This is a genomic window from Ralstonia sp. TCR112 (genome assembly GCF_007997035.1).
Classification (GTDB): Bacteria; Pseudomonadota; Gammaproteobacteria; order Burkholderiales; family Burkholderiaceae; genus Ralstonia; species Ralstonia edaphi.
In genome coordinates this window covers 1-10,969 of the sequence record NZ_VOSS01000176.1, presented here as the reverse complement: position 1 = coordinate 10,969, position 10,969 = coordinate 1, and the positions used below count along the sequence as shown (strand labels likewise).

At 65.4% G+C, this 10,969-nt stretch carries 10 protein-coding genes; all 10 read right to left on the bottom strand.

Features of this window, described 5'->3' with window-relative positions; genetic code table 11:
• Positions 1-46: 46 nt before the first annotated feature.
• Positions 47-838 (bottom strand): DUF2968 domain-containing protein, encoded by a 792-nt coding sequence (locus FUT88_RS24995; protein ID WP_147219228.1) that lies wholly within the window; start codon positions 836-838, stop codon positions 47-49.
• A gap of 106 nt (positions 839-944) precedes the next feature.
• A complete protein-coding gene (locus FUT88_RS24990; protein ID WP_147219226.1) occupies positions 945-2,360 on the bottom strand; it encodes a sigma 54-interacting transcriptional regulator in 1,416 nt (471 codons plus the stop codon).
• Positions 2,361-2,375: 15 nt separating this feature from the next.
• Complete coding sequence (locus FUT88_RS24985) at positions 2,376-4,070, bottom strand: TadG family pilus assembly protein (protein WP_261797293.1); 1,695 nt, start codon at positions 4,068-4,070, stop codon at positions 2,376-2,378.
• Positions 4,071-4,134: 64 nt separating this feature from the next.
• The gene (locus FUT88_RS24980; RefSeq protein WP_147219224.1) at positions 4,135-4,464 is read right to left on the bottom strand and encodes a DUF3613 domain-containing protein; all 330 of its coding nucleotides are present in this window, start codon (positions 4,462-4,464) and stop codon (positions 4,135-4,137) included.
• Positions 4,461-5,396 (bottom strand): hypothetical protein, encoded by a 936-nt coding sequence (locus tag FUT88_RS24975; protein WP_147219222.1) that lies wholly within the window; start codon positions 5,394-5,396, stop codon positions 4,461-4,463. The genes FUT88_RS24980 and FUT88_RS24975 overlap by 4 nt, the downstream gene beginning before the upstream one ends.
• A gap of 1 nt (position 5,397) precedes the next feature.
• A complete protein-coding gene (locus tag FUT88_RS24970) occupies positions 5,398-6,387 on the bottom strand; it encodes a type II secretion system F family protein (RefSeq protein ID WP_147219220.1) in 990 nt (329 codons plus the stop codon).
• A 9-nt stretch (positions 6,388-6,396) separates the two neighbouring features.
• Positions 6,397-7,323, bottom strand: coding sequence for a type II secretion system F family protein (locus FUT88_RS24965; protein ID WP_147219218.1), 927 nt, complete (start codon positions 7,321-7,323; stop codon positions 6,397-6,399).
• Complete coding sequence (locus FUT88_RS24960; protein ID WP_147219216.1) at positions 7,316-8,695, bottom strand: CpaF family protein; 1,380 nt, start codon at positions 8,693-8,695, stop codon at positions 7,316-7,318. The genes FUT88_RS24965 and FUT88_RS24960 overlap by 8 nt, the downstream gene beginning before the upstream one ends.
• Entirely contained in the window at positions 8,692-10,035 is a 1,344-nt protein-coding gene (locus tag FUT88_RS24955; RefSeq protein WP_147219214.1) for a CpaE family protein, read from the bottom strand. The genes FUT88_RS24960 and FUT88_RS24955 overlap by 4 nt, the downstream gene beginning before the upstream one ends.
• A gap of 9 nt (positions 10,036-10,044) precedes the next feature.
• On the bottom strand, positions 10,045-10,969 hold a 925-nt coding region (locus tag FUT88_RS24950), incomplete at its 5' end, for a type II and III secretion system protein family protein (protein WP_261797292.1).

Genomic DNA, 10,969 nt, shown 5'->3' with positions numbered 1-10,969 from the left:
GGCGACCCGTAGGCCGCCCGATCTGGGGACGATGTGAAGCGCTGGATCAGCGGCGGCGCGGCTGTGAATTGAACGGCGCGTTGACCTGGGCTTCGAGTTCGCGAATTTGACGCTGCAGTTCGTCGACGCGGGCACGGGCGGCACGGCGTTCGATATCCAGCGCCTCGGCTTCCGTGCGGGCGACCTTCTGTCGTTCCTGGGCCTGGGCCTGCTGCTGACGCTGGATATCCAGGTCGGTCTTCAGGCCACGGAGCCTTTCCTGCTGGGCGGCAATCTGGCGCTCGGAACGCTCTTTCTGGGCTTCCAGGCGGATGCGCTGCAGCTCCAGGTCGGCCATCGTGCGCGTCTGCCTGGCGAAATCGCTGTACAGGCGTTCGGCAGCGGCTTCATTGGTGGTCTTGATGACGCGCCAAAGGTCTTTCTGCTGGAACAGCGTGACGTAGTACGTCAGGTCGCTCTGGGCAAACAGCAGGCTGGCGCCGTAGGCCCCGTTATAGGTGGTGCGCAGCTCGGACAGTTCATGCGCCTGCATGCGCTGTTGCAGCTCGAATACGGCGCTGGCGGGTGCCGGACCGTCGGTTCGGGCTGCGCCGGTGGGCGTGGCGGCAGCACTGGCGGCGGGCGCCGTGGCAGCCGGCTGACCAACCGTGGCGGTCAATGCCGGCACGGGCGCGGCGGCAGCAATCGGTGCAATGGCAGTGGGCGGTGCGGCGGGGCTTTGCGCCACGGCTGATGTGCAGGCGGCCGTACCGGCCACGACTGCGACTGCGGCCGCGATGGCCAATCCCCTCTGAAACGCCCGGTGCGACGCTTTCCCTGACTGTTTTTTTGTTCTCATCTCGACCCTGTGGATTCTGCGCAGGTGTTGCAGCCGAAAACTATACGCGATCCGCCGCCCGAGTGGCGCGCCGGGCGCCCGCCGCGCGGTAGGGTGTTGTATGGCGTCACTCCAGCTCGCGCAGCTCGGTTTCGCCGTCGGCGATCTGGTATTTGCGCATCTTTTCCCACAGCACCTTGCGGCTGATGCCGAGCGTGGCCGCGGTGTCCTGGCGGCGCCAGTTGTTGGCGTCCAGCGCGGCCAGGATGCGGCGGCGCTCTTCTTCGCCACCCGTACCGCCATTTCCACCGCTGCTGCGCTCGCCATAGCCGCCATGGCTGCCGTTACCGCCCTCGCGCTCGAAGGCGTCGCGCTGCAGGCCGGCGAACAGCGGGAGGATGCGCGCTTCGTCCCAGCGGCCGAACTGACGCAGGGTGATGCCAATGCGCTCGGCCAGGTTGCGCAGCTCGCGCACGTTGCCGGCAAAGTAGGCCCGGGCAACCGACGCCCGCACCCATTCGGGCACCGGCGGCATGGCATCGAAGGTCTTGTCGCCCAGCAAATGCCGCAGGAACGAGAGCAGCAGCGCGATCTTGTCATCCGCCCCGCGCTGCTCCAGGCTCGGGATGCGCAGCTCGATCACGGCCAGGCGGAAGTACAGATCGGCGCGGAATTTGCCCGTGGCCACCATCTCGCGCAGGTTCTTGTTGGTGGCGGCCACCAGGCGGAAATCCAGCTTGACCGGCACCGTTGACCCCAGCCGCGTGCATTCGCTGTCTTCGAGCACACGCAACAGCTTCACCTGCTGATACAGCGGCAGATCGCCCAGCTCATCGAGGAACAGCGTGCCGCCGTTGGCCTGTTCGAAGTAGCCGCGGTGCGCATACATGGCGCCCGTGAACGCGCCCTTGGCATGGCCGAAGAACTGCGATTCGAAGAGCCCATCGGGAATCGCGCCGCAGTTGACCGCCACGAACGGGCCTTTGCCGTAGACGCTGTTCTTGTCGTGCAGCAGACGCGCAATGCGCTCCTTGCCCGCGCCCGTTTCGCCGTAGAGCATGACGTTGCTGTCGCAATCGGCAAAGGTATCGACCTGCTCCAGCAACCCATGCATAGCCGGCGATGCGGCCACGAGGTCGCTCTGATCCTGCGCTTGAGCCTGCGCAGACGACATCGACGGCAGGACCTTGCTGATCTGTGCGCGGAGTTCGGTCGCGCCAAAATCCGGCCCCAGCACATACGTGTATTCGGGCGGAAAGCGGCTGGAATCATGCTGCGTATCCGCCGCCACCCAGATCACCGGCATGCCTTGGGCGGCTTGCCAGTCGAGCACCGTAAAACCGCCGCTTTCGACCACCGACGCGCTGATCACCGCCACCGCGGGCTTGAGCCGAGGCTCGGCCGGCTGAAAGTCGATACCGCCCGCGCGGATCACCTCCGCCCCGAACGGCGCCATGAACCGCGCCACACGATCGGCAATGTCGTGACGGCCTTCCCAGACAAAAATCTCAAGCGTTTCGTACGCCCAGCGATCGGTTTTCATGTCGTCGCTTCCATGTCAGTAAACCAGCTCGACGGCGTCGCAGTCGAGGGAGAGGAGTTTGATGTCGGCGTAGCCGAGTTGGATGCCGAGGGCGCTCAAGAGCGGGCTTAGAACAGCATCCAAGGTCGTTCCCACAAAAGCCAACACAGGCGCTATGACTGGTGCTAGATCTGAACCTAACGGGATGGTCCCTACGAGAGGAAGAGTCACCGTTAGTTGGAGCTGGTTCAGGTTGCTGTTCAAGATGGAACTGAAGATCGCCTGCGTTGCAACGCGTGGCGGGGAGTTACCGCTGGTGTCCCTTTGGGGACTCAAGCCGATCTGCGTTGCGGAAATGGTTTCGTCGCCCCAATTGGAGTTTGCGGTGGGCGACACGTTGGCTTTGATACTCACAGCCCCAAGGGGACCCAAATCAACCAAAGGCGCGGGAGTTGCTTTTGAGCAATCCATTGGACCGCTGACCGCCTTATCTGCATTGGTGGCGATACACACGGATACGGGCTGGGGTTGCGCAGAAATCGTCGCTGTTGAGTTTGTACGAGGGACCGTGCAGTTATTCGACTTCGCGTGGGCCTGGGCTGCTGCGACCTGTAGGCCGATAGGCACACTCACAGCGAGCCACCCGGGCGCGCCAACCACCACTCCCACGCCCAACCGCACTTGCGCCGTCCGCGCCTGTGTGCGCCACTGCCCCGCATTGGGTCCTGACAAGAACTGCCCCGGAGGCCCAACCGCAATCGCCGGTGGCTCAATGATCTTCAATGAGAGGGTGACTGTCCCCAACCCCACCAAGTTCAGCGCAACGGGCGCCACGGTCACAGCCGACTTGCTATTCGCAATCTGCGCAGCCGTGGTCAGCAGATCGAGCACGTTGACGGTGGCATTGAGCGCCGCCTGTTCGTTGCCTGCCAGCGCCAGCACCTGCAGCAAGCCCGGCGACGAAGCTCCGCCATCGCCAATATTGATCGGCACATTGAGATCGCTGCCAAACGACAGCGCATTACTGGCGCCTGCCCCGCCCACGGATACGCCGGCAAGCCCGGACTGCGACGCCACCGAGATCACAGCATTAAAAAGGCTCCCCAGGCTGGGCGACAGCGACAGCAGTTCCTGCATCGACCCCGCTCCCAGCGCAACAGCAAGATCGGCGAGGCGGATGTTGGTCGTGGCCAGCCCCTGGTACGAGACGGCGTCGATATTCAGATTCGTGTGCAGCAGGTAACCGAGCAGTTGGTTCAGGAGTCCGTTATTGACGGAAGCAAGGCCTGACCCGAGGGAGAACGCCACGATCGAGGTGTTCTTCGCAATCGCCGTCGCCTGCAACCGGCGTTGGCCAACCATGAAGAAATACGGCACGTTCTGCGTGACCGTCACCTGCGCCGCGTTCGTATTTCCGTCGACCGCGGCTTGCGCCGTGAAGTACGTTGGAGCGGTTCCCGCGCTCGCATCCCACACGCCTGGCACAACGGCCAGCGTGATGTTGGTGCCATCCACCGTCAGCCCGTTCTGCACCACTGCCTGCTGAGCGGCGGTCGGCAAATCGAGCCGCTGGGCGGCCGCCATGGCGGCGAGATCTGCGGAACGCTGCAACGCGCGTTGCGTGTAGAACAGGTTGCCGATGTCGATCGACACCAACACCGCCAGTCCGACCGTGGCGACGAAGGTGGCCGTCATCACGCTCACCGCGCCACGCAGGCGGCGGCGGAGCATGACGGCTCGGCGTAGACGGGGGGCGGCGGCGCGTCTCACAGCGTGGGGATGCATTGAGCAGCGGTCAGCGCCCGGACTGCTGGACAAGGTTGACCGTCGACGCCCGCGTTCCGGAGTTCTGCTGTGCCAGGCCGGGCATGGGCTGATTGAACGAATTGAGGTAGCGCTGATAAGCCAGCGCTGCCTGCTCACCTCGCAACGGCACAAACTCGCCCGCGTAGGTGCCCTCGGCTTGCGCCTTGAGCAGCGCGCGGGTCGCATCACTCACGTTGGTGCCGATCTTGGGTGCTGCTGCAGCGCTCTGCGGGTCGCTGCCAGAGAACCCCTGAGCACCGGCAACGCCGCACGTCAGCCATGCCGCCGCACCGGCGGCCATCAGGATGCGGAAAGTCATTGCGAAACCTCCAAGGTGTCAAGCAGACGGCCACGCTGCAATGCCAGCGGGCGGGCCGATGTGCCGGTGGCAATCGCCGCGGCGGCGACAGAGACGCCGGCAGACGCTGCGGCAGAGGGCCCGATTGCGACAGCGCGCGGCGTCATCGTTGTGGTTTCCCGGGCGATACGGCGATCCCGCCAGGCAGCACGCACGCGCGCGACGTCGTCATCGATGGCCTTGCGCGCAGAGGCTGTCAACTGCGCATGCGCCGCCAGCGACGCGGCATCGTCCTTGCGATCGTTCACGGTCAGCCAGATCACCAGGTTGCCGGCGATCTTCGGGCTGGCGGCGGCCATCTGCTGGGCCTGCATCAGCGGCACGCGGGCTTGCTCCACTTCGCCGGCGCGCATCAGCGCATAGCCGAGATCGCTTGCCGTACTGGCGTCGGTCGGGTTGGCCTGTGCCGACACCTGCAACCGGCGAGCCGCCTCGACAAAATTGCCCTGCCGGCCCGCAACGATGCCCAAGCCGCGCCAGGCTGCGGCATTGAGCAATCCGCCCTGCGTGCCCGCGCCCATGGCGGAGGTCGCGCCGACCACCGCGCGGTATTCGGCGTCGGCCGCGGCAAGTTGATCGGTTTCACGCAGAGCATCCGCACGCAGCAGCATGATTTCGGGCGCGCGGCCATAGCGTTGCTGGTAGGCATCGATATGGGCGAGCGACGCGTAGTACAGGCCCTGCTCCTGCATCTTGCGAATCAACGAAAGATACGTCGCCGGACTGGTGATCTCGGCCTTCTCCTGGCTCTGGCGCTGACGGGCCATTTCGATGTCGGCATCGGCACGCAGGCTCATGTCGGATGTGGCCATCGAGCCGCAGCCCGCCAGCAGGATGGTCAGCATGGCCACGCCGGCCAGGCCGGTGCACGCGGTGTTTTGGAAGCGCGTCATCTCAATGTCCCCCGGTTTGTTGCAGGCTGCGCATCACGCCCATGAAGCCCGGTCCTGCGGTGACGATCAGCAGGGCGGGCAACAGCGTCAACACCATGATCATCGTCATTTGCACAGTCAGCTTGCCCACGCGTTCCTTCAGCCGCGCGCGCCGGTTCTCCTGCAGCCGGCCGCCGAACTGCCGCAGCGGCTCCTGCACCGCGCCGCCAAAGCGATCCACCTGCGTGAGCAGCGTGATGAGGCCCTTCAAGTCTTCGTTGTCGAACAGGCGCGCAATGCGCAACAGCGTCTGCTCGCGGGGGCGGCCCGACGCGAACTGCTGGTTGGCGCGGCCAAATTCGCCCGCAAGCACCGGCAGCATGCTGTGGAATTCATTGGCAATCACCTGCAGGCTCTGGTCAATTGACAGGCCGACGCCCTGCAGCAGCCGCAGCATGTCGACCATGACCGGCAGCTCATCGTCCATACGTCGCCGACGGCTTTCCTTGCGACGGCCGAGCAGCCACTTCGGCGCAAGGTAACCTAGCGCGAGCCCGACGAAACCAAACACGAACACGAACAGCGCCGACGACGCATGCAACGCGCCGAACACCGCAAGCAGCGGCGGCAGCAGCATGCGCGTACCGCCAAAGACCGTGCGGGCATGCTCGCCGTAGTAGCCGCATTCTTCGAGCAGCTTGCGGTCTTCCTCGGTCACGATGCGGCGGCCCAGGCCTGTGTCGATCCAGCGCTGGCCTACCTTGGCAATCTGCTGCTGGAGCTGCTGAGCTTCGCGGGGGCCGTGCGGCCGCGGCTTGGCGGAAGGCGACACGACCGGCGACGCTGCGGGCCCCGCCGGATTGGCCGCCGTCGCGCGCATGTCGGACAGCGCCGTATCGAGTTTGCGTGCGCTGCGATGCCGCGTGAGCGTGGCACGCAGCGCGAGCCCGCCGAATACCAGCATGCCCGCGGCCGCCGCGGTCAGGCTGAGGGTGATCAGGGTATCGTCCATGCGCCCTCCTCAGACCGATTTGGCCAGCCTGGCCAGCATGACGGCACCCAGGACTTCCATGCCGAAGGCCGTGAGAATCAACGTCTTGCCGAACGGATCGCGCCACATCGACATGATGTACGCCGCGTTGAACATGACGATCACACCACCCACCACGATCGGCAGCAGCCCGATGATCCACGCCGATAACCGCGTCTCGGCCGAGAGAGCGAACAGCTCGCGCTGGGCCTGCTGGCGGTCGCGCATGAATGCAGCCGTGCGCTCCATCACGATGTCGGCCCGCCCACCGTAACGCAACGCCAGGCGCAGCACCGACGACAGCAGGATCAGTTCATTCACGCGGTACTGCTGGCCCACGGTGAGCACCGCGGCGTCAAGGTCCTTGCCGGCGCGCTGCATCTGCGTGATGGCCGTCAGGCAGTTGCGCAGCGGCTGCTCGGTATTGGCGCTGGCCGCCTGGAACGCCGCAGGCACCGCGCTGCCGATGCTCATCAGCCGCACCACGCCGTCGAGAAAGCCCGGCAATTGTTGCAGCAGGCGTTCGTTCATCTTCCGCGTCCGGTTCCAGAACAGGAAAGCAACGATCACGACGTACAGCGCCAGCGCCGTCAAGGCCGACATCACGCTCGACACCGCCCAGACAGCAAGCGCAATCATGAGTGCCGGACCAATGAGCAGCGCGTAGAAGCGCCGGCTCGGTTCGATATCTGCACGGCGCAGTGCATCCTGCCAGACGCGGTTCAGCGAATCCGGCACGCTGGCCGGCACGGGCTCCACATTCGGTTGGTAACGCGCGTTGATCTGATCGGTCTGTGCCCGCACGAAGCTGCGCGATGCCTCGCGCTCGCGACGGCGCACGGCCTCCGCCCACAACATGAGCGAGGCGCCCACCAGCAGCAGCGCCAGGCAACCGAACCAGAGCGTCGCGCTAGACATGGAAGCGGCCCCCGCCGCCGAATCCGCCGCCCATGCCGCCCATGCCGCCCATGCCGCCGTTCGCGCCATTGTCCATGCCCGCGTTGCGCATGCGCGCAAGCTTGGGCGAATGCGGTTGCAGGCCGAGTGCCGTCCAGCGGTCGATCTCTTCACCGTCTGGCCCGATGTAAGGCTCGTACCGGTACAGCTCCTGCGTGGAGATGATGTTGTCCCCCAGCCCCGTCACTTCCGTGATCGACAGGATGCGGCGCTTGCCGTTGGACAGCCGGCCGATCTGCACGATGAAATCGATGGCGTTGGTGATCTGCCGGCGCAAGCTCACCTCGCTGCCCTGGAAGCCGGCAAAGCCCGCCAGCATTTCCAATCGATAGAGGCATTCGCGCGGGCTGCTGGCGTGGATGGTGCCCATCGAGCCATCGTGGCCGGTGCTCATGGCCTGCAGCATTTCCAGCACTTCACCGCCGCGCACTTCGCCCACGATGATGCGATCAGGCCGCATGCGCAGGCTGTTGCGCAGCAGCTCCCGAATCGTGACGACGCCCGTGCCCTCGAAGCCGCCCGGCCGGCTTTCCAGACGCACCACGTGCGGGTGGTTGAGCGACAGCTCTGCCGTGTCTTCAATGGTGATCACGCGCTCCGTCGTCGGAATGTGATACGCCATCGCATTGAGCAGCGACGTCTTGCCCGAACTCGTGCCGCCGCTGACGAGGATGTTGCAGCGCGCCTGCACTGCCGCTTCCAGCAACGCGCCGATCTCTTCGCTCATGGTGCCGAGGCCGAGCAGGTCTTCCGGCTTGAGCGGATCCTTGCGGAACTTGCGGATCGACACCACCGGCCCTTCCAGTGCCAGCGGCGGAATGACCACGTTGATGCGGCCGCCGTCGGGCAAGCGCGCATCCACCATCGGGTTCGACTCATCCAACCGGCGCCCGATCGGCGCGAGGATGCGACGCACGATGCGCAGCAAGTGGTTGTTGTCGGCAAAGCGCACCGGAATGCGTTCCAGAATGCCGTGGCGCGACACGTACACGTCCAGATGGCCGTTGACGAGGATGTCTTCCACCGCCGGATCGGCCAGCAGGTCTTCGATGGGGCCGAAGCCGGCCAGCTCCTTCGTCAGCGCCTCGGCAATCTGCCGGATCTCCGTTTCGTTGACGGGAATGCGGCGCATGCGCGTGAAGCCTTCCACCTCGAGATCGACAAAACGCTGGATGGCCGTGCGCGACCAACGACCGAATTCGGCGCCCAGTTCTTCAATGCGCGTCAGCAGGTGTTCGTGCGCGGCTTCCTTGATGTCCTGGAAGGCCTGCGAGACGGCAAACGCGCCGTTGCCGGCGTCCGCCTGGTTGGAGAACTCGATGGGTTGTGTCATGTCGCGTTCCGTTCGGTGGTCCCGATATCCAGTTCAGTGGCGTCTGTCGATTTGCGTTTGGAGCGCGCACCAAAGCGGCCGCCCAGTCGCGCACTCACGCCCGACACCCAGCTCGATACACCCGACGCACGCTCGCTCTGCTGGGCATAGCCGAGTGTCTGGGCAATCTGCGCAAGCGCGCGCACATAGGCATCGGTGGGATGTGTTTCGGCCAGCATCGCGCCCTGGTTTGAGGCAATGACGAGGGCTTCACGGCGATTCGGCACGGTCAGCACCGAGGGGATCTCCAGCCGCTCGGCAATCTGCGCCGCGTCCAGCGACAGGCGTGTGTCGAACTTCGAAATGGTCAGATGCAGGTGGTCGCGGTCGATCTCGCGCTTCTTGAGTTCCTGCATCAGCTCGGCCGCAGACACGATGGCGCCCACGCTCTGCTCGGTCACCAGCATCACGTCGTCGGCAGCCTTGATGATCTGTGCGATGAAGTCGATGTTGCCGAAGCCGCCCAGGTCGACGACCTGCAGGTCGAAGAACGTGCGCAAGCGGTTGAGCAGGCCAAGGGCCTCGGAGAACGAAATGTCGCGCATCTCGGCCAGCGAGATCGGCAGCGGCAGGACCGCAAGCCCGTTCGGGTGGCGCGACAGCGCGGTCTGCACAAACACCTGGTCGAAGCGGCGCAGGTTGCGCACGGCTTCGACAAAGTGAAAATTGGCCTGCACGTTCAGGTACAGCGCGCCATCACGCAGCGGCTGGCCCAAGTCGAGCAGCATCACATCGCTGGCCGACGTGCGGCGCACGAGCGTGGCCAGATTGGCAGCCAACGTCGTCGCGCCCACGCCAGGGCGCGCGCCCAACACGGCGAGCACGCGGCCACGGCGGGTCGGCTCTGCCGATGCGCGCTCCGCCAGCAGTCGCCGCACCACGCGCACGGCTTCGGTCGGCGCGCCGTCCACGTCGACGAAATCCTTGACGCCTGCGCGCAAGGCGGCCAGCATCGCGCGACCATCGGCAGCGGAGCCCACGGCCACCAGCGGCAAGCCCGGAAACAGACGCGTGAGTTCTGCGACGAGTTGCGTCGCCTCGTTGATCGCGTCGGCGCCCTCGCCCAGCTTCTGGTCCTGATCGGGCACGTCGATCAATGCGGGGGACGAGGCAAACCGCACAAACACGACCTCGGGGTTCACTGCGCCAATCTGTTCGATGAACGCGTCGTGGCCGGTGGTTTCTGCCACCAGCACACCGAGCTCGCGAATGGCTCCCGCCAGCCACCGGTGTACGCCTGCTGACTGCGCGTCACCTTGCTTGCTGCCGCGCGCGCCGCCGTGCAGAAGAAAGTAGTCCATGCCTGCCCCTTACTTCGAGAACCCAGGCATGGTGGCCGGATCTGCCACCCCCAGAGCATACGGCCGCCACACGGGCTCGCTCGCGGTATCGCGCTCCCGCCCGCCGCTCTGCCCCGGCAGCATCTTGTCGATCGGCGCATTGCGTGCCATCGGCCTGACCAGATGCGGCGTCACGATAATCACCAGCTCCCGCTCTTCCTGGTTGTAGTTCAGGCGCTTGAAGAAGGTCCCGATGATCGGCACGTCGCCCAGGAAGGGCACCTTGTCGACGTTGGACAGCGTGGAGCGGCTGACCAGCCCGCCGATGACAAAGCTCTCGCCATCACCGAGTTCAACCGTCGTGTCGGCACGGCGCGTGACAATGGCAGGCACGGTGGCGCCGTTGAGCGTGACGCCTCGGCTGAAATCCAGGTCGCTCGCTTCGGGCGCCACCTTCAGGGCGATACGGTTTTCCGACAGGATCGTCGGTGATACCGTCAGCCCGATGCCGAACGGCTTGTACTCGATGGTGGTGGTACCCAGCGCCTGCGGCACGGGAATCGGAATCTCGCCGCCGGCCAGGAAGTTGGCGCTCTGCCCGGACAGGGCAACCAGGCTCGGCTCGGCCAGCACCCGCGCCATGCCGTTTGATTCCAGCAGGCTCAGGTCGGCAAAGAGGCCCTTGCTGACCGAGGAGACCAGCAGGTTGAAGGCCGAACCGATCGGCATGGTGGATTCGGTAGACAACCCGTTGGAGCCGAACGTGACCTTGGAGAGCGACGAGGGCGCAAACGTCCGGAAGTCGAAACCGCCGCGCGTACGACCGAACGTGAACCCGGCCTCCTTGAGCACCGTCTTGCTGAACTCCACCACCCGTACGTCGACCTGGACCGTGCCCGGCGCGTTCAACGACGTGGTGTCGACCACGTTGCCGCCTTTGGACTTCTCCGCGCCG

Coding starts and splice junctions, on each gene's coding strand:
- FUT88_RS24995 (WP_147219228.1), bottom strand. CDS start 838: ATGAGAACAAAAAAACAGTCAGGGAAAGCGTCGCACCGGGCGTTTCAG.
- FUT88_RS24990 (WP_147219226.1), bottom strand. CDS start 2,360: ATGAAAACCGATCGCTGGGCGTACGAAACGCTTGAGATTTTTGTCTGG.
- FUT88_RS24985 (WP_261797293.1), bottom strand. CDS start 4,070: ATGCTCCGCCGCCGCCTGCGTGGCGCGGTGAGCGTGATGACGGCCACC.
- FUT88_RS24980 (WP_147219224.1), bottom strand. CDS start 4,464: ATGACTTTCCGCATCCTGATGGCCGCCGGTGCGGCGGCATGGCTGACG.
- FUT88_RS24975 (WP_147219222.1), bottom strand. CDS start 5,396: ATGACGCGCTTCCAAAACACCGCGTGCACCGGCCTGGCCGGCGTGGCC.
- FUT88_RS24970 (WP_147219220.1), bottom strand. CDS start 6,387: ATGGACGATACCCTGATCACCCTCAGCCTGACCGCGGCGGCCGCGGGC.
- FUT88_RS24965 (WP_147219218.1), bottom strand. CDS start 7,323: ATGTCTAGCGCGACGCTCTGGTTCGGTTGCCTGGCGCTGCTGCTGGTG.
- FUT88_RS24960 (WP_147219216.1), bottom strand. CDS start 8,695: ATGACACAACCCATCGAGTTCTCCAACCAGGCGGACGCCGGCAACGGC.
- FUT88_RS24955 (WP_147219214.1), bottom strand. CDS start 10,035: ATGGACTACTTTCTTCTGCACGGCGGCGCGCGCGGCAGCAAGCAAGGT.